This is a genomic window from Kribbella sp. NPDC104218 (assembly GCF_055584105.1).
In genome coordinates this window covers 462,349-482,923 of the sequence record NZ_JBVJMQ010000001.1, presented here as the reverse complement: position 1 = coordinate 482,923, position 20,575 = coordinate 462,349, and the positions used below count along the sequence as shown (strand labels likewise).

The 20,575-nt window shown below is 69.6% G+C and carries 20 protein-coding genes; 15 read left to right on the top strand and 5 right to left on the bottom strand.

Going from position 1 to position 20,575, the window contains the following annotated elements; translation table 11 throughout:
• Nucleotides 1–74 precede the first annotated feature (74 nt).
• The 5 genes from ACZ6ZD_RS02300 to ACZ6ZD_RS02280 are packed head-to-tail and all read right to left on the bottom strand — an operon-like array spanning nt 75 to nt 5,130.
• Nucleotides 75–2,291: an NADP-dependent isocitrate dehydrogenase gene (locus ACZ6ZD_RS02300; RefSeq protein ID WP_465667506.1), complete on the bottom strand. Its 2,217-nt coding sequence runs from the start codon at nt 2,289–2,291 to the stop codon at nt 75–77.
• Nucleotides 2,292–2,343: 52 nt separating this feature from the next.
• Nucleotides 2,344–3,021 (bottom strand): pentapeptide repeat-containing protein, encoded by a 678-nt coding sequence (locus tag ACZ6ZD_RS02295; RefSeq protein WP_465667504.1) that lies wholly within the window; start codon nt 3,019–3,021, stop codon nt 2,344–2,346.
• A 32-nt stretch (nt 3,022–3,053) separates the two neighbouring features.
• Complete coding sequence (locus ACZ6ZD_RS02290) at nt 3,054–3,896, bottom strand: ROK family protein (RefSeq protein WP_465667502.1); 843 nt, start codon at nt 3,894–3,896, stop codon at nt 3,054–3,056.
• Nucleotides 3,897–3,920: 24 nt separating this feature from the next.
• A complete protein-coding gene (locus tag ACZ6ZD_RS02285) occupies nt 3,921–4,601 on the bottom strand; it encodes a hypothetical protein (RefSeq protein WP_465667499.1) in 681 nt (226 codons plus the stop codon).
• A 1-nt stretch (nt 4,602) separates the two neighbouring features.
• Nucleotides 4,603–5,130 carry a SigE family RNA polymerase sigma factor gene (locus ACZ6ZD_RS02280; RefSeq protein ID WP_465667498.1) on the bottom strand — a complete coding sequence of 176 codons (528 nt, stop codon included), beginning with the start codon at nt 5,128–5,130 and terminating at the stop codon, nt 4,603–4,605.
• 201 nt (nt 5,131–5,331) lie between these two features.
• On the opposite strand from ACZ6ZD_RS02280, the gene ACZ6ZD_RS02275 reads away from it, so the two are divergent.
• From ACZ6ZD_RS02275 to ACZ6ZD_RS02205, 15 genes are all read left to right on the top strand, one after another.
• The gene (locus ACZ6ZD_RS02275) at nt 5,332–5,868 is read left to right on the top strand and encodes a hypothetical protein (protein WP_465667496.1); all 537 of its coding nucleotides are present in this window, start codon (nt 5,332–5,334) and stop codon (nt 5,866–5,868) included.
• Between the two features lie 61 nt (nt 5,869–5,929).
• Nucleotides 5,930–6,616, top strand: coding sequence for a YcnI family copper-binding membrane protein (locus ACZ6ZD_RS02270; RefSeq protein ID WP_465667494.1), 687 nt, complete (start codon nt 5,930–5,932; stop codon nt 6,614–6,616).
• Nucleotides 6,617–6,621: 5 nt separating this feature from the next.
• Nucleotides 6,622–7,131: a copper resistance CopC family protein gene (locus ACZ6ZD_RS02265; RefSeq protein WP_465667491.1), complete on the top strand. Its 510-nt coding sequence runs from the start codon at nt 6,622–6,624 to the stop codon at nt 7,129–7,131.
• On the top strand, nt 7,128–8,120 hold the full coding sequence (locus ACZ6ZD_RS02260) for a copper resistance D family protein (protein WP_465667489.1): 993 nt from the start codon (nt 7,128–7,130) through the stop codon (nt 8,118–8,120). The genes ACZ6ZD_RS02265 and ACZ6ZD_RS02260 overlap by 4 nt, the downstream gene beginning before the upstream one ends.
• A gap of 46 nt (nt 8,121–8,166) precedes the next feature.
• Entirely contained in the window at nt 8,167–8,658 is a 492-nt protein-coding gene (locus ACZ6ZD_RS02255) for a MarR family winged helix-turn-helix transcriptional regulator (protein ID WP_465667487.1), read from the top strand.
• Nucleotides 8,659–8,756: 98 nt separating this feature from the next.
• Nucleotides 8,757–9,320 (top strand): NADPH-dependent FMN reductase, encoded by a 564-nt coding sequence (locus ACZ6ZD_RS02250; RefSeq protein WP_465667485.1) that lies wholly within the window; start codon nt 8,757–8,759, stop codon nt 9,318–9,320.
• A gap of 120 nt (nt 9,321–9,440) precedes the next feature.
• Nucleotides 9,441–11,642, top strand: a complete 2,202-nt coding sequence (locus tag ACZ6ZD_RS02245) for a discoidin domain-containing protein (RefSeq protein ID WP_465667483.1) — start codon at nt 9,441–9,443, stop codon at nt 11,640–11,642.
• 147 nt (nt 11,643–11,789) lie between these two features.
• On the top strand, nt 11,790–13,322 hold the full coding sequence (locus tag ACZ6ZD_RS02240; protein ID WP_465667481.1) for an ABC transporter substrate-binding protein: 1,533 nt from the start codon (nt 11,790–11,792) through the stop codon (nt 13,320–13,322).
• Nucleotides 13,323–14,261 carry an ABC transporter permease gene (locus ACZ6ZD_RS02235; protein ID WP_465667479.1) on the top strand — a complete coding sequence of 313 codons (939 nt, stop codon included), beginning with the start codon at nt 13,323–13,325 and terminating at the stop codon, nt 14,259–14,261. It abuts the gene before it with no gap.
• The gene (locus ACZ6ZD_RS02230; protein WP_465667477.1) at nt 14,258–15,100 is read left to right on the top strand and encodes an ABC transporter permease; all 843 of its coding nucleotides are present in this window, start codon (nt 14,258–14,260) and stop codon (nt 15,098–15,100) included. The genes ACZ6ZD_RS02235 and ACZ6ZD_RS02230 overlap by 4 nt, the downstream gene beginning before the upstream one ends.
• Complete coding sequence (locus tag ACZ6ZD_RS02225) at nt 15,097–16,656, top strand: ABC transporter ATP-binding protein (protein ID WP_465667475.1); 1,560 nt, start codon at nt 15,097–15,099, stop codon at nt 16,654–16,656. The genes ACZ6ZD_RS02230 and ACZ6ZD_RS02225 overlap by 4 nt, the downstream gene beginning before the upstream one ends.
• Nucleotides 16,653–17,705, top strand: coding sequence for a pyridoxal-phosphate dependent enzyme (locus ACZ6ZD_RS02220; protein ID WP_465667474.1), 1,053 nt, complete (start codon nt 16,653–16,655; stop codon nt 17,703–17,705). The genes ACZ6ZD_RS02225 and ACZ6ZD_RS02220 overlap by 4 nt, the downstream gene beginning before the upstream one ends.
• Nucleotides 17,706–17,715: 10 nt before the next feature.
• On the top strand, nt 17,716–18,471 hold the full coding sequence (locus tag ACZ6ZD_RS02215) for a phytanoyl-CoA dioxygenase family protein (RefSeq protein WP_465667473.1): 756 nt from the start codon (nt 17,716–17,718) through the stop codon (nt 18,469–18,471).
• Entirely contained in the window at nt 18,468–19,289 is an 822-nt protein-coding gene (locus tag ACZ6ZD_RS02210; RefSeq protein WP_465667471.1) for a Rossmann-like domain-containing protein, read from the top strand. Before ACZ6ZD_RS02215 ends, ACZ6ZD_RS02210 begins: the two co-directional genes overlap by 4 nt.
• Nucleotides 19,290–19,399: 110 nt before the next feature.
• Nucleotides 19,400–20,560, top strand: a complete 1,161-nt coding sequence (locus ACZ6ZD_RS02205; RefSeq protein ID WP_465672598.1) for an MFS transporter — start codon at nt 19,400–19,402, stop codon at nt 20,558–20,560.
• The last annotated feature ends 15 nt before the right edge of the window (nt 20,561–20,575 follow it).

Here is a 20,575-nt window from a genome sequence, read left to right as displayed (position 1 = left end):
TCCCCCAGCAAGCGAAGCAATTTCAAGCAAACGAAAGCCCGGCGACACCATGGTCGCCGGGCTGACGTTACCGATCAGAGGGTCGCGAGGGCGTCGTTCCAGGTTTTGGAGGGGCGCATGATCGCGGCGGCCTTGGCCGGGTCGGGCTGGTAGTAGCCGCCGAGCTCGGCGGGGGTGCCTTGGACGGCGTTCAGTTCGTCGACGATGGTCTGCTCGGCTGTGGTGAGGGTGTCGGCGAGGGTGGTGAACTGGGCGGCCAGCTCGGTGTCGTCGGTCTGCCGGGCGAGCTCCTGGGCCCAGTAGAGGGACAGGTAGAAGTGGCTGCCGCGGTTGTCGATGCCGCCGACGCGGCGGGTCGGGGACTTGTCCTCGTTGAGGAAGGTCGCCGTCGCGCGGTCGAGGGTGTCGGCGAGGATCTGGGCCCGGGCGTTACCGGTGGACTGGGCCAGGTGCTCGAAACTCGCGGCCAGCGCGAAGAACTCGCCCAGGCTGTCCCAGCGCAGGTAGTTCTCCTTGACCAGCTGCTGGACGTGCTTCGGGGCCGAGCCGCCGGCGCCGGTCTCGAACAGGCCGCCGCCGGCCATCAGCGGGACGATCGACAGCATCTTCGCGCTGGTGCCCAGCTCGAGGATCGGGAACAGGTCGGTCAGGTAGTCGCGCAGCACGTTACCGGTCACCGAGATGGTGTTCTCACCGCGGCGGATGCGGTCCAGCGACAGCTTGATCGCGTCGACCGGGGCGAGGATCTTCAGGTCCAGGCCCTCGGTGTCGTGATCGGTCAGGTAGCGGTTCACCTTGTCGATCAGGTTCGCGTCGTGGGCGCGGGTCTCGTCCAGCCAGAAGATCGCCGGGTCGCCGGTGGCCCGGGCCCGGGTGACGGCCAGCTTGACCCAGTCGCGGATCGGGTCGTCCTTGGTCTGGCAGGCGCGGAAGATGTCGCCGGCCTCGACGTCCTGCTCGAGGACGGCGTCACCCGCGCCGTTCACCAGCCGGACGACGCCCGCGGCCGCGACCTCGAAGGTCTTGTCGTGCGAGCCGTACTCCTCGGCCTTCTGCGCCATCAGGCCGACGTTCGGCACCGAGCCCATGGTGGCCGGGTCGAACGCGCCGTGCTCGCGGCAGTCGTCGAGGACGACCTGGTAGATCCCCGCGTAGCTGCTGTCCGGCAGGACGGCCAGGGTGTCGGCCTCGGCGCCGTCCGGGCCCCACATGTGACCCGACGTCCGGATCATGGCCGGCATCGAGGCGTCGACGATCACGTCGGACGGCACGTGCAGGTTGGTGATGCCCTTGTCGGAGTCGACCATCGCGAGCTTCGGGCCGGCCGCGAGCTCGGCGTCGAAGGACGCCTTGATCGCATCGCCCTCGGGCAGGTTCGCCAGGCCGGCCAGGATGCCGCCGAGGCCGTCGTTCGGGGACAGACCGGCCGCGGCCAGCGTCGCGCCGTACTGGGCGAAGGTGTTCGGGAAGAAGGCGCGGACGGCGTGGCCGAACACGATCGGGTCGGAGACCTTCATCATGGTCGCCTTCAGGTGCAGCGAGAACAGGACGTCGTCCGCCTTGGCCTGGGCGACCTGCGCGGTCAGGAACTCGCGCAGCGCGGCGACGTGCATGACGGAGGAGTCGACGACCTCGCCGGCCAGCACCGGGACCGACTCGCGCAGGACGGTCGTCGTCCCGTCGGCGGCGACGTGCTCGATCCGCAGGGTGTCGTCGGCGGCCAGCACGACCGACTTCTCGGTGGAGCGGAAGTCGTTGCGGCCCATCGTCGCGACGTTGGTCTTCGAGTCGGCCGTCCAGGCGCCCATCCGGTGCGGGTGCGTCTTGGCGTAGTTCTTCACCGAGGCGGGGGCGCGGCGGTCGGAGTTGCCCTCGCGGAGCACCGGGTTCACCGCGGAGCCCTTGACCTTGTCGTAGCGGGCCTGGATCTCCCGCTCCTCGTCGGTCTTCGGCTCGTCGGGGTAGTCCGGTAGCGCGTAGCCCTGGGCCTGGAGCTCGGCGACCGCGGCCTTCAGCTGCGGGATGGAGGCGGAGACGTTCGGCAGCTTGATGATGTTGGCCGCCGGGGTCTTGGCCAGCTCGCCGAGCTCGGCCAGCGCGTCCGCGATCCGCTGGTCTTCGGTCAGGTACTCACCGAAGACCGCGATCAGGCGGCCGGCCAGCGAGATGTCCCGGGTCTCCACGCCGACACCGGCCTGGCCGGCGTAGGCCTGAACCACGGGGAGGAACGAGTACGTCGCCAGCGCGGGCGCCTCGTCGGTGTGGGTGTAGATGATCGTCGAGTCAGTCACAGGGCCCACCCTAATGGGCGCTCCGTCCGGGGCTGCCCGCACGTGGGCAGGCTCACGCCGCGTCGAGGTCGTCCGGGTGGGCCAGGGTGATCCCGGCCGCGACGGTCACCGCGCTGGTGAAGCCGAGGGTGTCGATCGGGGACGCCGCCGCCACCGTCGACCCGGCCAGCGACGCCAGCCCTTTCGCGCCGTCCCAGGTGCAGTCGACGAACACCGCGCCGGACGCCTTCACCTGGGAGAACTCCGTCCCGCTCAGATCGCACCGGCGGAAGACGGCCCCGCTGAGGTCGGCGGACACCAGATCCGCGCTCTGCAGGCGGCAGTCGGTGAACTCGACCCGGACGAACTTCGCGAACCGGAACGACGCGTAGTCGAGCACGCTGTCGCGGAACGTCGTGTGCTGCAGCACCATCCCCGGCCCGGCGAACCCGGTCAGCCGCGACGACACCACCGCCACCCGGGTCAGCCCCGCATCCACCCAGCGCGAGTTCGCCAGGTCACACTGCGTCAGCTCCGTGTCCACCACGATCGGCTTCTCCAGCCCCGACCCCGCCAGCTTGCACCGCACCAGCCGGCACCCGCCCAGCTCCAGATGTTCGACCTCCAGATCACTGAGGTCGACATCCTCCAGCCCCAGGTCGAGCAGCCGCGTCTCGTCCTCGATCTCGTCCGGCAGGTTCATATCCAGCTGAGCCCGCAGCCGAGGCACAGCAATCTTCCGAGAAGCCATAGGAAGACCGTAGTCGTGCCGACCGACAACTTTCAGGGGGTGCGCAGGGAGTGGGCTGCGGCGCCGATGAGGGCGGAGTGTTCGGTGTCCTGGGTGGCTACTACGTCGAACGGGAAGACGTCGTGGACCAGGTCGAAGGCGCCGGAGATGGAGCCGCCGAGGACGGTGCGGGCGACGGCGAAGCGGTCGATCCAGGGGGTGAGGGCCGCGGCCAGGACGGTGAAGCCGGCGCGGAGGGCGTCGAGGGCCGTGGCGTCGCCGGTGCGGGCTCGGTCGGCGATCTGTTTGACGCCGATGCCGGGCTCTTCGGCTCCGGTGCGGTCGAAGTAGCCCCTGAGGAGGGCGCGGCCGGAGATCGAGTCCTCGAGCGGGCGGCCGTCGTACTGGGTGAGGTAGAGCTCGCCGCCGGGCGGGACGCTGCCGCCGGTGCGGACGACGTGTCCGTCGGCGAGGAAGGCCGTGCCGATGCCGGTGCCGACCGTGACGCCGACGCAGCGCTCGACGCCGCGGGTCAGCCCGGCGGTCCACTCGCCGACGGCGAACGCCTCGGCGTCGTTGACGAACTCGAGCCGCTCCAGCCCCAGCTCGGCCCGCAGCGCGGCACCGAGCTCGAAGCCGTACAGCGCGTCGAACTTCGTCTGCCCCTGGTACCAGCCGACGCCGGCCTCGTAGTCGAACGGCCCGGGGATCGCGATCGCCAGCCCGTGCAGATCCGGCAGCTTCCGCGCGGCCGCGGCCAGCTGCCCGACGACCTCCTCCGCCGACTGCTGCGACGCGAGATCGATCCGCTCGACCACCTCGACCCGCCATCCGTCCGGCGACACGACCGCCGCCGTCACGTGACTGCCCCCGACCTCCAGTACCGGTACATCCATGCGCACATCATCCCGCACGCGGTGTCACGACTGCGTGATGCGGAGCCCTTGCCGCCCGCCGGGCAGCATGATCACCTCGCAGCTCGCGGACGGACCGGGCCACGGCAGCGAATCCAGCCGCCGATAGATGAAGAAGCCGTCGCGGACCGCGGCCCGCTCGCCTTTCCAGCTGCCGCCGTCGGCGACGTCCACCTCCAGGTTCGGAGCGGGCAGGACGCCGTACACGGTGGTGACGCTCTGTTTGGCGCCGTCGCCGACAGCGGTCTTCCGGAGGATGATTCCGTTCGTGTGCTTGAGGGGGAGCTGGGCAAGACCTTTGTCGGGCTGGGCCAGACAGTAGGTGAAGATGTTCGACTTCGGATCCTTGCGGATGGACGCCGCGCCGTAGGCGTCGTGCTGCTCCACAACCACCGGCCAGGTCCAGGTTTCCTTCCCCATCCGGCGGCCGCTGGAGGAGTCGCACTGCAACCAGGCCTCCTGCGGGGGCCGTGGCTGACCCGCCACCGGGGCCTCGCGCTCCCGTAGCACCAGCCCGACCCCACTGGTCAGTACGGCGAGCGCAGCGACGACTGTGAGGGTGACGGTGGCAGTCCGGATCCGGACGCGGCGGCGTCCGGCTGCGAGGATGGCAGCCGGGTCCGGTGCGAAGTAGTGGTCGGAGCGGTCGCTTTCGCGCTCCATCAGCGCTTTCAGGTCTTCGGTCATGTCAGCCTCCCAACCCGGCTAGTTCCGAGAAGTGTTGGAGTGCGGGGTGTTCACGGAGCTTCTCCAATGCGCGCATCGTCTGGCTCTTGACCGTCCCGGGCCGACAGTCGAGAGCGATGGCAGTCTCTTCGACCGAGAGCTCGTCGAAGTACCGCAGCACGACGCAGGCACGCTGGCGAGGCGGGAGAGTGGCGAGAGCCTCGGTGATCACCAGCCGGTTCTCCAGGACGCCGAGGGGATCGGCCGGGTCCTGCTGACTGGCGAACAGGCTGCTGTCGCCGACCAGCTCCTGACTGGACTTGCGGCGCAGCCCGTCCAGCGTGGTGGACACGACGACCTTCCGCGCGTAGGCGCTGACGCTGCCCTTGCGCTGGATCCGGCTCCAGATCCGGTACATCCGGATCAGCGCCTCCTGTGTCGAGTCCTCCGCACGGCGCCAGTCGCCGCACAGCAGGTACGCGGTCCGGCACAGCGCGTTCGCCTGATGCCGGACGAAGTCGATGTAGTCCTGTTCGACCTCGCTGTTCATGCCCCACCCTCTCCAGACCTCTGCGTGCCTAACGCGGTCACCGGCCGGGGCGGTTGCACGGTGGGTGGCACTTTTTCGGATCGGGATCATGGTGAACGGTGAACGGGTCATGGCTAGACCGGAATTTCGCCGCTCCGCCGCGGGGAACCGCGGCCGGGGAGTGCTCGTAGAGTTGAGCCGATGGTCCGGTGAGGAGGGCACATGCGAGCGCAGGCGGGGACGACGTCCGTGGTCGCGGCGCTGAGCGTCGTGGTGGCGGCGGTCGGTCACGTGCTCGCGGGCGGCGGTGCAGTGCCACTGCCGGTGCTGCCGCCGTTGCTGGCGCTGATGGCGGTCTGCTGGCTCCTTGGGGAGTACCTGGCCGACGAGCCGGTTCTGATCGCGCTGGTGCTCGGCGGTGTGCAGCTCTTCGTCCACGTCACTCTGGACGCCGCACACTCGGCGGACCACCAGATGTCGGCCGGCCTGACCAGCAGCCTGGTGATGACGGTGACGCACCTGGCCGCTCTGGCCGCCGGTGTGCTGGCGGTCGGGTTCGCGCAGGACTGGGGGCGGCGGGTCGTCACGATCCTCGCTCGGCTGTTGCCGGTGCTCCCCGTCGTACGGCGGGTGCCCGCGAAGACCGCCGTCCCGGTGTTGCCGACTCCGGTCGCGTCGTGGGGTCAGTGGCGGTGGATCGGCTCGGCAGTGTCGTGGCGTGGACCGCCTGGGGCCGGAGTGCAGTCAGCTCTGTTCTGAACCGGTCGTGGTCTCCGCGGCCGGGGCCGCCCCCGTATGACCGCGAAAGGTTCCCACTGCCATGTCCAAGAAGCTCTTTCTGCGGGCCGGCGCCATCGCCGCGGCGTCCGCCCTCGTCCTGGCCGGCGCGACCGGTCCGGCGTCCGCACACGTCTCGGTGTCGTCGCCGGACGCGAAGCCCGGTGGCTACGCGAAGCTCGTCTTCCGGGTGCCCACCGAGTCCGACACCGCCGCCACTACCAAGCTCGTCGTCTCGCTACCCAAAGAGCACCCGTTCGCGCACGTCGGCGCGCAGGTCAAGCAGGGCTGGAAGATCGAGAAGACGACCGAGAAGCTGGCCAATCCGGTGAAGGTCGGCGACGTGACGCTGTCCGAGGCGATCACCACCGTCACCTGGACGGCGATCGGCGCCGGCGTCCCGGCGAACGACTTCGACGAGTTCGCGCTGTCGGTCGGCCGCCTCCCGGAGAAGGTCGATGCACTCAGCTTCCCGGCCGTGCAGACCTACAGCGACGGTGAAGTCGTCAAATGGGACCAGCCGCGGAATGAGGGCGCAGACGAGCCCGAGCACCCGGCGCCCGCGCTGAAACTGGCCGCTGCGGTGACTCCGGTTGCGGCGAAGACCGACACGGTTGAGAAGGCCTCTTCGGACCCGGTGGCGCGTTGGCTCGGCGGAGCGGGGCTGCTGCTCGGTCTGATCGGGCTGGGCCTCGGATTGCGGTCGCGCAAGACCGAGAAGGCACAGTAGTAGTCGTGCGTCGTCCCTTCGCAATCCTTGTCGCGTCGCTGCTGGCCCTGGTGGTCTCCACCGGGCCGGCGGCGGCGCATGCCAAGCTCGACTCCATCACTCCCGCGGACGGCACCTCAATGGCCGCGCCGCCGGAGAAGGTCGTGCTGACCTTCAACGAGCCCGTCGGGAGTAGCGGCATCCAGGTCCAGGTGAAGTCGCCGGCCGGGGTGAACGTCGCCACCGGCGAGCCGCAGGTGCTCGACGGCACTGTCACCCAACCGGTCGGCGCGATGATCGAGACCGGCCGCTACCAGGTCGACGCCCGCGTCGTGTCCGCCGACGGTCACCCCATCACCGTCAGTACGGGATTCACCGTCACGCATGCCGGGCACCCGCCGAACAGCCCGCCAGGAACGCCGCCTACCCCCGAGAGCAACAACAACACCGTCACCATCGTGGCGATGTGCCTGGTCATGCTGGTCGTCGTCGCGCTGGCAGTCGTCATCGTGCGGCGCCGTCCGGCTCGTTCATGAGCTCTCCGCGGCTCGCGGTCTGGTGTGGCACGGCCGCGGCCGGGGTCGTGGTGCTGATCGTTGCGCTGCTGGCTGCCGGTGGTGCGCCGCAGTCGAGCCCGCACGGACTGCACGGAGCCGGGCTGCCGGTCTCGTGGGCGGTACCGGTACTGCGATTGATCGCGGACGGCGCCGCCGTACTGACCGGTGGCGCGCTACTGACCGCAGCCTGGTTGCTGCCAGCAACGGATGGTGCGCTGGGGGAGCGGGCGCTCAAGGCCTGCCAGGACGCCGCTCTCGGCGCGGGGGTCTGGGCGCTGGCGAGTATCGGTGGGCTGGTGACAACGGCGGCGGTGATCCTGGGCGTGCCGCTGGCGCAGCTGGGCGAGTACGCCGGTCAGGCCGGACAGCTGAGCCAGGTTAGGGCGCTTGCGGTCGCGATTGCCCTGACAGCTGTCTTGGCGGTCCTCGCGAGCGGCGTCAAGAGCGTGCGGGGTGCGCGGATCACGCTGGTGCTGGTCGGCGCGGCCCTGGTCGGTCCGTTGCTGACCGGGCACGGGGCGATCGGGCGGACGACGTTCTGGTCGGTGACGGCGACGACGTCCCTGGTGGTGCACGTGTTTGCCGCGACGCTGTGGGTGGGCGGGCTGCTCGGCGTACTGCGGTACGCCCGGACGACGGCTGCGGTCGAGCGATTCAGCGCGCTGGCGCTCGGGTGCGCGGTGGCGATCGGTCTGACCGGGCTGCTGACCGCGGAGATCCACCTCGGCGGTCGCGAGGACGGCTGGGGGCTGATCACCCAATGGGTGACGACCGGGTACGGCGCGCTGGTGTTCGCCAAGGCGATCGCGTACGCCGGGCTGGTCGCGATCGGCCGGCAGCATCGGCGGACGACGATGCCCGCGCTGGCCGCCGACCGTCCGGGCGCCTTCCGGCGGCTCGCGATCGGGGAGCTGATCGTGATGGCGGCGACGATCGGGCTCGCCGTTGCCCTTTCGCGCACCCCGTGACGCGCGGAGTCGGTGATATGTCAACAGCCGCCCGTACACTGGCCGCATGACCCAACCACGCTGGCTCGACGCGCGAGAGGCGCGGTTGTGGCAGGCGTGGCGGGACACCCAGCGTGAGCTGACCCGCGTCCTCGAGGCCCGCCTGATCGCGAACGCCGGCCTGTCCGGCGCCGACTACGCGCTGCTGCATCCGCTGTCGAGCTCGGCGGACGGCGTCCTGCGGACGCGCGATCTCGGCCGCTCGGTCGGCTGGGAGCGCAGCCGCCTGTCGCACCAGGTCAGCCGGATGGAAAAGCGCGGGCTGGTCCGCCGCGAGGAGTGCGCGGACGACGCCCGCGGCTCGATGGTCCGGCTCACCGAGCTCGGCCGGAAGGCGGTCGAGGCGGCCGCGCCGGACCATGTCGAGGCGGCCCGGACGTACTTCTTCGATCACCTGAGCCCGGCCGAGGTCGGCGAGCTCACCGCGGTCCTCGAACGGGTGCTGGGCGGGATCCCCAGCTCGCCGTGCGACGACCCGTCCGGTGACTGCGCCGAGTAGTCCGTCCCCTCTTGAGTTGACATGTCATCTCGAAGGAGTATTTTGGTGATGCGTCATCAAAATGATGGCGACACACCCTGCGTCGTGAAGGAACCGTCATGCCCAAGATCGCGATCATCCTCGGCAGCACCCGGCCGGGCCGCAACGGCGAAGCCGTCGCCCACTGGGTGCTCGACATCGCCAAGCAGCGCGCTGACGCCGAGTTCGAGCTGGTCGACATCGCGGAGTACCAGCTGCCGCATCTCGACGAGGCGATGCCGCCCGCGATGGGTCAGTACAGCCAGCCGCACACGCTCGCCTGGGCCGAGAAGATCGCCTCCTTCGACGGCTTCGTCTTCGTCACCCCGGAGTACAACCACTCGACGTCCGGCGCACTCAAGAACGCCATCGACTTCCTCTTCGCCGAGTGGAACGACAAGGCGGCCGGCTTCGTCAGCTACGGCTCCGTCGGCGGCGCTCGCGCCGTCGAGCACCTGCGCCTGGTGATGGCCGAGCTCAAGGTCGCCACCGTCCGCAGCCAGGTCACACTCTCGCTGTCGACCGACTTCGAAAACTACTCCAAGTTCACGCCGCTCCCGCACCAGGAGCCCGCCCTGCAGCAGACCCTCGACCAGGTCATCAGCTGGTCGAACGCACTCAAGACGGTCCGCCCCGCGGCCTGACGGCTGTCGTTGGAGGTGCGACCGGCTCGGGGCGCACCTCCACCCATTTGACGCAGGTCGAAAGGTCTGCGGTCGAATCGAGGCCTGTGCGACCGTGAGTGGACTCGGAGGGAGTTGCTCATGCGCAGGATCACCGCCCTGGTTCTGGCTGGATTGTTGACTCTTGGTGCGCTGCCGGCTGGGGGTGTCGTGGCTGCTGTGCGGAATCTGGCCGTGGGTGCGCGGGCTACGGCCAGCGACAGCCTGGCGCGGTTCGAGCCGGGGAAGGCGGTGGACGGGAACAGCTCGACGTACTGGGCGGCCTCGAACGGGGCCAAGCCGAAGTGGCTCGAGGTCGATCTGGGGCAGGTGCACCAGCTGGCCTCGGTGGAGCAGAACTTCAAGGACGTCGACGTGCACTCGTTCGTGATCGAGGGGCGGACGGACGGGAGCGGGTGGACGACGCTGCTGGACCGGCGCGGGGGTGCGCGGGGTCAGGTGTTCACCCAGCCGGTCACCGGCTCGTACCGGTACGTGCGGCTGACGATCACCGGGTCCGCGGCCGGCTACTGGGCCGGGAGTACGGAGTTCGTCGTGAACGGGTACGACGACCAGCCGCGAAACCTGGCCCGCGCGGTATCGGCCACGTCGTCCTCACTCGGCCCGGGGTACGAGCCGTTCAAGGCGGTCGACGGCGACCCGGCGACGTACTGGGGCGCCGAGAAGCCCGATCTCCCGCAGTGGCTGATGCTTGATTTCGGCAACGACATCGCGATGACGCGGATCGAGCAGTCCTTCGTCGACAACGACCACTGGAAGTTCCGCATCGAGGGCTCGCGGGACAAACAGACCTGGCAGACCCTGGTCAGCAAGGACGAGGTCGGTCGGGTCTTCGGGCAGGACGTCGCCGGAACCTACCGCTACGTCAAACTCACCGTCCTCTACAGCGGCGCCGGCCACTGGGCCTGCAGTCAGGAGCTGAAGGTCTTCGGCTCCGGCGAGCCCGTCACGACCAAGTGGTGGGAGAATCGCTCCGGCGTGATGCGGTACTACCCGATCTGGCAACAGCTCCGCCTCGACGACATCACCGCGCGGCTGGATTCCCTGAAAGCCAGGGGTTTCCGCGCGATCGAGCTCTCTCCGGTCAACGACGGCGACCGCAACCTGTGGGCCGGCCTCCCGGTGATGAACCTCTACACGATCGACCCCGATATCGGCACCATGCAGGACTTCGAGGAGCTGATCGCGGCCGCGCACGCCCGCGGCCTGAAGGTGATCATCTTCACCAACCCGGGCTACGCGTCGATCGATTCGCCGTACTTCCAGAAGGCTCAGGACGACTTCCGCAACGGCGTCCAGAGTCTCGAGCGGTCCTGGTTCGACATCCGCAAGCAGCGTGGTGAGTATCCCGAGCTCTGGCATTACAGCGCTCGCGCCCAGGGCTACTACTGGGGGACGTGGGACGCGAAGGCCCCGTCCTTCAACTACTCCAGCCAGGCCTGGCTCGACGAGACCCGCAAGTACCTGCGGTTCTGGATGGACAAGGGCGTCGACGGGATCGCGCTCGACGCGCCCAACGTCTACCACACCACGACTGTTGCCAAGAACAACTATGCGATCACCGACGTGCTGCGTAACTACGATGCGTTCCTGAACGGCGAGGGCGTCCGCGAGCCGGAGTTCATCTACGACTGGCACTACAACAGCCTGCAGGACTACCCGATCACCCAGTGGGGGATCCCGCCGAACCAGGGCGCCAGCGCGATCCTGAACGCGATCGACTCCGGTGATCCGAGCGGTCTGGAGAACACGCTGAAGAACTACCGGGACCTGATGGTGAACGCCGGCGGGATCACTCAGACCGCGCCGAACTGGGGTCGCGTCAACTATCCGGTCGACCGCCGTCTGCTCGAGATCGCGATGCTCACCTCGATGGGCACGCTGTTCTACCTGCACAACGACTACTACACGATCCTGCCCGACGAGCAGGAGATCCCGAACTGGTCTGCCGCCCAGCGCGAGCAGCTCGACAAGCTGATGCGCGCTCAGAACGCCTCTCCCGCCCTCGCGCCACTAGGGCTGCGGGTTCGAATCCCCACCAACGACGACCGCAAGTACTACGCCTACAAACGGCTGAACAAGGACGGGACGGCGAAGGCCCTCGTCCTGCTCAACTTCCAGAGCACTCCGCAGACGGTCTCGGTCGACCTCACCGGCACCGGGATCGCGACCGCTCAGACCCCGACGGATCTGGTCGAGTCCCGCCCCGGCCCGGCGATCACCGGTTCGGCGTACCAGGTGCAGTTGCCCGCGTTCGGCTACAAGATCCTCGCGGTCCAGTGACGGTCACGCGGAGTACTCGGGGGTAGTGCGCGCGGGACACGCCGTCACGCAGAGCAGTCGACGGGCGGGGGGCGAAAGAATGAGGCCGTCCCGGTTCAGATGCGCGCTGAATTGACAATCGTTTTCACTAAGGTGAGGATGTTGCGCGTGTCCGATGCTCTGAACCGTCGTGGATTTCTCGGGTTGGCCGGCGCGCTGGGGGTGGCTGCGCTCACCGGTTGCGGGAGCGGCCAGTCGTCCGGCGCCCAGCCCTCAGCGGGCGGGCGGCTGCGTGCCGTGTACGCCGGCGGCGGGGCGAAGGAGGTGCTCGACCCGCACGTCCAGAGCCTGTTCGTCGACCTCGCGCGGCACAAGGCGATGTACGAGAAACTCGTCGAGCTCGGCCCCGATCTGAAGCCGGTCCCACGGCTCGCGGAGAAGTGGGACCACGACGGAAAGGCGCTCGTCTGGCGGTTCACGCTGCGCGACGCGACCTTCCACGACGGCCGCAAGCTGACCGCCGAGGACGTGCTCTTCAGCCTGGCCCGGGTCGCCGATCCGAAGGCGCCGGAGCGGGTGGCGCAGTCCTCGCTGGCCGCGCTCGACCTGCGCCGCAGCAAGGCGATCGACCCGCGGACGGTCGAGCTCGTGCTCGCCGCGCCGAACGCCGAGTTCCCCGCGCTGCTGGCCGGGATCGGGACGCAGATCGTCCGCGACGGGTTCACCGACCCGACCAAGCCGATCGGGACCGGGCCGTTCAAGTTCGTGTCGTTCGAGGCCGGTCGCTCGATGATCGCGTCCCGGTACGACGACTACTGGGAGGGCGCGGCGAAGATCGAGGAGCTGCACCTGCTCTCCGCGGACGCCGAGGCCCGGGCGAACGCCGTCCAGGGTGGTCAGGCGGAGTACGCGAACGACATGACCGCGACCTTCGCGCGGACGGCGGAGGCCGGTAAGTCGGTGCGGATCGTGGCCGCCAAGGCGAGCACGATGCAGGCGTTCGTGATGAAGGTCGATCAGGCGCCGTTCGACAATCCCGACGTCCGGCTCGCGTTCAAGCTGCTCGCGGACCGGCAGCGGCTGGTGGACGTCGTCCTGGCCGGGCGCGGTGCCGTCGGCAACGATCTGCCCGGCAAGGGATATCAGTACTACCCCGAGGATCTGCCGCAGCGGGAGCGGGATGTCACCGAGGCCAAGGCGCTGCTGAAGAAGGCCGGGCTGGTGAACAAGGAGATCGAGATCTTCACCGCCGACGCGTCGGTCGGGTTCGTGGAGTCGGCGACGCTGTTCGCCGAGCAGGTCGCCGAGGCCGGGGTGAAGCTCAAGGTCACCACCGGCAGCGCGCAGACCTACTCCAAGGACCTGCTGACGAAGGGTGTCATCGGCAACCATCGGTCCGGCGCGATGCCGATCCCGCAGTACGTGACGGACCGGTTGCTGACGAAGTCGCCGTTCAACGTGACGCATTGGCGCAAGCCCGAGTTCGACGCGGCGTTCGCGGCGGCCCAGGTGCAGACCGACGAGGCCGCCCGGTCGGAGAAGTACGGCGAGCTGCTGAAGACCGTTCGGGACGACGGCGGCATCATCGCCTGGGGTCTTCCGGATTACCTGGTCGCGGTGTCGGCGAAGGTCCAGGGGGTCGAGGCGGCGCCGCCGAACACCTTGGACTTCGGCCGGTTCGACAAGGTGTGGCTGGCCTGAATGCGGTCGTACGCCGCTGGGCGCGCCGCGCTCGCCGTCGTCCAGCTCGCGGTGCTGTCCGTGCTGGTCTTCGCGCTCACCTCGCTGTTGCCGGGGGACGCCGCCGACCTGCGGTTCACCGAGACGCTGTCGCCGGAGCAGGTCGAGCGGTTGCGCGAGCAGCTCGGCCTGGACCAGCCGGCCGTCGAGCGGTTCGGGCACTGGTTCGGCCAGCTGCTGACGGGTGATCTCGGGACGTCGCTGATCAGCGGTGGGCCGGTGATCGACATCGTCCGCGACTCCGTCGGCGCGACGCTGGTCCTCACCCTCGCGACGCTGGCGATCGTCGTCCCGCTGGCCGTTGCCCTGGGCATCTTGATGGGCACCCGGGAGAACGGCCGGCTCGACCGCGCGATCACCTCGCTCACGCTGGCCCTGAGCGCGATCCCGGACTTCGTGATCGCCGTCGTCCTGGTCGCGATCTTCTCGCTGAAGCTCGGTTGGCTGCCCGCGACCTGGATCGGCGGCGACCTGCTCAGCTCGCCGGTCCTGCTGGTCCTCCCGGTCGCTGTCCTGCTTGGACGGACCGTCTGTCTGCTCTCTCGCCAGGTCCGGGCCGGCACCATCAACACCCTCAACGCCGACTACATCATCCAAGCCCGCCGCCTCGGCGTCCCCCGCCACCGCCTTCTGCTCCGCCACGTCCTCCCCAACGCGGCCGTGCCCGGCGTCCAGGAGCTTGCTCGTACCGGTGACACCCTTCTCGGCGGCGTCCTCGTCGTCGAAGCGATCTTCGCCATCCCCGGCTTCGCCACCGCCCTCGTGGACGCCGTCGAGACCCGCGACCTCCCCGTCGTCCAAGCTCTCACCCTCGTCCTGGCCGTCGCCGCCCTGCTGCTCAACCTCCTGGCCGACCTGACCTGTAACCGCCTCGTTCCCCGATCGGCCCTCCTCAAATGAGCGCCCCTACTCGTAGGACTCGCGGCCTCCGGCTGCCCGCGCTTGTACGGCGGATCCCGGTTGCGGTGTCGGTGGTTCTGGTCGGAGTACCGCTGCTGATCGCGATCCTCGGGCCGCTCGTTCCGCACGACGCCAAACCCGGGATGCCGTACGGGCCGGAAGGGGTGTTGGGGACTGACGGCTTGGGGCGGGATGTTTGGGGTCTGCTGCTGGTGGGCGGGCGGACGGCGCTGGGGATGGCGATCGGCGCCGTCGTACTCGCCTATCTGATCGGCGGGGTGATCGGCCTCGTCGCGGCCTCGACCCGCCACCGCTGGCTCGACGAGCTGTTGATCCGGCCCCTCGACGTCCTCCTGCCGCTGCCTTCGCTGCTGGTGATCAGTGTGGGCGCCGTCGGCTGGCAGGCCTCGGCCTTGGCGATCACGGTCGCCGTCGCGCTGGTGAACGTCCCGACAGTCGCGCGCCTCGTGCGAGCGGCCGCCCTGGACGCCGCCAGCTCGCCGGTGGTCGAGGCGCTGCGGATGCAACGTGAGTCGTGGGTGACGATCCAGCTCGGGTACGTCGGACGCGCCGTCCTCGGCCCGGTCGCCGCCGACATCGGCACCCGGATCACGCTCGCGGTCTTCCTGGTCGCGTCGGTCAACTTCCTCGGTCTCGGGCTGAGCCCGACCGCACCCGACTGGGCCGTCAGCATCTCCCGCAACCGCGAAGGGCTTCTCCTGCAACCCTGGTCCGTCCTCGCCCCGGCGCTCCTGCTGGTCGCCTTCACGCTCGGCTTCAACCTGCTCGCCGATCGCCTCGTCCACCGCACCCGTCGTCCGGCGGAGGTGACCGCATGACGATCGTGGCCCAGGTACGTCGCCTCTCGGCCACAGCCGGCGACGCCGTCCTCGTCGACGACGTTTCCTTCGACGTGTACGCCGGTCAGGTCACGGCTCTGGTCGGCGCGTCTGGCTCCGGTAAGACGACCTCCGCGCTCGCCCTGCTCGGTGAATGCGGCAACGGCGTCCAGCTGTCGGGTTCGGTCGTGGTCGGCGGCGCAACGGTTGTCGACGGCAACGGAATCACCGCGGCGGCGGCCGCGGTGCGTGGCCGGGTAGTTGCTTATATGCCTCAGCATCCGGGCAGCGCGCTGAACCCGGCTCGGCGAGTCGGCGCCACGCTCAAGGAGCTCGAGCGCCTTCATCACCCCGGGAAAAGCGTTGTGCAGGAGGCGATTCGGGCCGCGCAACTCCCCGGCGACCGTGACACCCTTCGCCGGTTCCCGCACGAGTTCTCCGGCGGCCAGCGACAGCGGGTCGCCCTGGCGCAGGCGCTAACCTGCCGTCCTGAGGTGCTCGTCCTGGACGAGCCCAGCACCGGCCTGGATTCGGTCACCCGGCTCCAGTTGGCCGGTGAGCTCAAGGATCTGGCGACTCAGGGCTTCGGCATCCTGCTGCTGAGCCACGACCTCGACCTCGTCCGCGAGCTCGCGTCCCATGTCGTCGTCCTGAATGCCGGCCGGGTGATCGGCGACGTCCTGCCGCAGACCATCGACCCACCGAAGTCGGGAATCAGTAACCCGGGCAAGTCATTGCTGCAAGCAATGAACTTGGCCGCCTCGGTGCGTCCGCGCGGTCGCACGCCGATCCTGCAGGACGTCGACCTGACTGTACGCTCCGGTGCGAGCGTCGGCGTCGTCGGGCGTTCGGGGAGCGGCAAGACCACCCTGGCTCGATGTTTGGCCGGCCTGCACGAACGCAGTACCGGCAGCATCCTCCTGGACGGCGTCCCGCTGCCCGTTCTCCGCAAACGCTCGAGAGAGCAGAACCGCCGCGTTCAGTACGTCTGGCAGGAAGTCCGCGGCTCGTTCGACGAACGGCGTACCGTCGACCAGCAGGTCGCCCGGACCGCGCAGCGCCTCCGCGGCCTCACCGCCGAACAGGCGCACGCCGAAGCCGTCGCGACTCTCGCCCGGCTCGGCGTCTCCGCGATGACCGCTGCCCGGCCGCCCAGCCGGCTCTCCGGCGGTGAGCTGCAACGCGCGGCTCTCGCCCGCGCCGTCCTGGCCGAGCCCGACGTCCTGATCTGCGACGAGATCACCACCGCGCTCGACGACGACGGTACGGCGCTCGTCGTCGACCTGCTCAACGATCTGAAAGCCCGTGGGACGGCGCTGGTCTGGATCGGCCACGACCTCGGACTGGTTGCCTCCGTCACCGATCACGTACTCGTGCTGGACGCCGGCCGGGTCGTCGAGGAGGGCCCGTCCGCGCGAGTCATGAGCACGCCCCGGCACGACCTGACCCAGCGGCTCGTCCGGGCCGCGCGACTCGGCCGGGCGCCGGAGCCGCCGCCCGCGCCTGCTGTCCCGCCCTTCGACACTGCCGACACGAGGAGCGAACCGCGGCGATGACGTCAGTCCGACTGCACGACCACCTGGCGGAGGCGATCAAGGACCCGGACCCGATCCGGGTCGGTGACGCCTTGATCTGCCTGCGGTTCGAGACCATGAAGGTGTACTCCGCGCTCGGCGCGGTCCGGCACCTGCTGGAGACCGGCGTCGTCCGGCCCGGGGACACGCTGATCGACAGCTCGAGCGGGATCTACGCGCACGCGCTGGCGCTGGCCTGCCACCGGTACGGGATGAAATGCCACATCGTCGGCTCGACCACGGTCGACAAGACGCTGAAGATCCAGCTCGAGATCCTCGGCGCGAGCGTCGAGCAGGTCCCGTCGTCCAACAACCTGCAACTCGACCAGAACCTGCGGGTCCGCCGGATCGGCGAGATCCTGCGCGACAACCCGACGTACCACTGGATGCAGCAGTACCACGACGACATCCACTACCTCGGGTACGGCGCGGTGGCCGACCAGGTCAACGACCTGGTGCCGGAGGGGCCGCTGTGCCTGGTCGGCGGGGTCGGGACCGGGGCGTCGACCGGCGCGATCGCGGAGTACCTGCGCAACCGCGGCCGGGACGTGAACCTGATCGGCGTCCAGCCGTTCGGCAGTATCACCTTCGGCGCCGGGCACACCCGGGATCCGGAGATGATCATCGCCGGGATCGGCAGCTCGATCGAGTTCCGGAACGTGCGGCACGAGTTGTACGACCGGCTGCACTGGGTGTCGTTCGACTACGCGATGTCCGCGGCCGTCGACCTGCTCCGGACGTCGGGCGTGTTCGCCGGGCTGTCCGCGGGGGCGGCGTACCTGACCGCGTTGTGGGAACACACCTGTGACAGCGCCCGCACGCACGTCTTCCTGGCCGCCGACACCGGCACCCGGTACGTCGAGTCCGCTTTTTCCCGGCATGCCGACGCATTGCCGATGGCCTCGATGCGACCGCGCGAGATCGCTTCCCTGGATGAGCTCGCGGTGCCCTGGTCGGCGATGTCGTGGGACCGCCGGGAGCCCGCCCGAACCCTGCGGGAGGAATTTCCATCCGCGACCCCGTCGCATTAACGTGATGGGTATGACGGGGTATGTGCTGCTGCCGGAACTGTTCACGCCCGCCGAGGTCGAGTGGCTGCGGAGCGTCGTCGAGCAGGTCCATGTGGACGTCGTCGCCGCGGCCGAGGCGGGGGAGACCGAGGTGACCGTCTGGCCGGACGGGCACCGCCTGGAGAAGGTCCGCGGGACGACGATCCACTGGGAGCCGGATGCGGTCGGCAAGGCGGTCCGCAGCCTGTCGCCGGTGTCGCAGTTGCATCCGGCGCTGGACGAGCTGTGGTCGGAGCCGCGGCTGGTCGAGCCGATGAGCTCGCTGATCGGTGCGGCGGCGGGCCGGTTCGTGGCCAAGCTGAACTTCAAGCGGGCCGGCGTGGGGTCGGAGTTCGCCTGGCATCAGGATTTTCCGTACTGGTACTGCTGCGCGGGCGATTCGGCGTACGACATCGCGACGGCGATCGTGATGCTTGACGACAACACGGTCGCGAACGGCGCGCTGACGCTGATCCCGGGCAGTCCTGCTGAGGGCCCGGTACGCCGGGATCCGCTGGAGCCGACCGGGCTGCTCGTCGATCCGGCCGCCGTCGATGTGGCGCGCGCTGTGACCGTCGAGGCGCCGGCGGGGTCGGTGCTGATGTTCCCGGGGCTGATGGTGCATCGGTCCGCGCCGAACCGGACGGCGTCCGATCGGCGGTCTCTTCTGTACTGCTTCCAGCCTGCTGGTCGTCCTGAGCTTTCCGCCCTCACCTACCACCCCGAAAGGCTGGCCGCCCTGCCATGACCGCCCCCACCTCAGTCTCCGAGCTCACCACCGCCGTCCTCGCCGGGTCCTACGGCCCGGATCCGGCCTCGTTGCCGGTGATCAGCGCGTTCTGGCTGCACCACACCACGCGGCTGCCCGGCGCGGATGTCACCTATCGCAACTACTACGTCCTGCTCCGCGTCGGCGAGGTCTTCGGCGCCTGCGCTTTCGAGGCGGGTGAGTTGGAGCCGGCGTACTGCGCCGAGACCTCCGGGCGCACTCTCGCCGAGCTGCTCACGTCGGATGATCCGCTCCCGGTGCGCATCGCGGCCCTGGATGCCTACCTGGCCGCCGTCGCCCCGCACCACCTCGCGCCCGAGGCCGAAGAGGTCGTCCTCCCCGCCGGCGCCCCCGACGTCCGCGCCCGCGCCCGGGACGCCGCCGTCGCCGGCCTGCTGGATGTTGCCGAAGGCACCAAGGTCGCGCTGATCGGCGTCGTCAACCCCCTCGTCGACGCCATCACCGCCCGCGGCGGCATCTGCCTGCCCTGTGACTTCAACCTCGACCGCACCGCCTCCGGTCTCGAGGTCTCCCGCGACATGCGCGCCGTCGTGGACGCCGCCGACGCCGTCGTCGCCACCGGCATGACGCTGTCCAACGGCTCCTTCGACACCCTCCTAGCTAGTTGCCGTCAGCAATCAAAGCCCCTGGCCATCTATGCTCAGACCGGAAGCGCCGTCGCCCGCGCCTTCCTCGGCGCCGGCGTCACCGCCCTCTCCGCCGAACCCTTCCCCTTCTCCCAGTTCTCCGCCCGCCCCACCTCCCTCTACCGCTACCTCCCCAGGAACCTCACATGACCACCACCCCCTCCCGTCCCAACCCGTTGCCGGCGGCCCCGAACCTCACCCCGAACGGCGGCGCGCTGCCGCCCCCCGTGAACCCGCCTGAGGTGCCGGGGGATTGGCAGATGGTGAAGAGGCTTTGGCCGTTTTTGCTGGCTTCTACGGTGAGTTTGATTCCGTTCACGGTGTTCGGGATGTACTTGGTGCCGATCGCGGCGGCGGCGGACGGGAACGTGGCGGAGATCGGCGGGCTGCGGGGGCTCGGTGGTCTGGCCGCGTTGGTGGTGGGGTTCTCGGTGGCGCCGTTGATCGATCGGCTGGCGCGGGAGCTGGTGGCCGCGGGCGGGTTGGCCTTGCTGGGGGTCTCGGCGCTTTTGGGTGCTGTTGGCAACGTGTTCGCGCTGGCCGCGTTCTGTCTGCTGATCGCGGCGTCGACGTCCATCCTGGCCCCGTCGATCGGCGCCGCCGCGGCCGACCGGTTCAGTACGCCGGCCGCGGCCGGGCGCGCGGCGACGCTGGTTTCGGCGACGACGTCCGCGATGGCGATGCTGGCCGCGCCGGTGCTCGCCGTCCCGGGCATCGTGTGGGGCTGGCGGGGGAACCTGATCGCCGCCGCGGTGGTCTCGCTCGTCCTGTCGGCCGCGTTCTTCTGGCGCGGCCGCGGGCGGACGGCGCCGTTGCGGGCGGACGGCGCGCCCCGGATGAGCTACCTCGCGACCTACCGTGAGCTCGGCCGGATCCCGGGCGCCGTCCCGCTGCTGATCGTCGCGATGCTGCGGACGGCGGCGTTCATGGGCTACCTCGCCTACCTCGCCGCGTTCTACGACCAGCGGTTCGACTTGGAGCCGGGCTGGTTCGCGCTGGTCTGGTCGCTGAGCGGCGCGTCGTTCTTCCTCGGCAACCTGCTCTCCGGCCGGTTCCTCGCGATCGAGCGGCCGTGGATCGGCCCGGAGCGGATGCTGCTGGTCGGCCTCGGCGTCGCGCTGGTCAGCGTCTCGGCGTTCTACTTCTCGCCGACCATCCCGCTGACGCTGCTGCTGACCGCCCTGATGGGCGCGAGTCACGCGACCGTCGCCGCCTGCGTCACCACGCTGCTCGTCCGGCGCAGTGGCGACCTCCGCGGCTCGGCCCTCAGCGTGAACGCGGCCGGGATGAGCCTGGGCACCTTCCTCGGCGCCGCGCTCGGCGGCCTCGGCCTCGGCCTCGGTGGTTACCCCGGGACGGCCCTGACTTTCGCCTCGATCACCCTGGTTGCGGTGCTCTGCGCACTGCGCGTACGCCGTTAGGCGATATATCGTCCA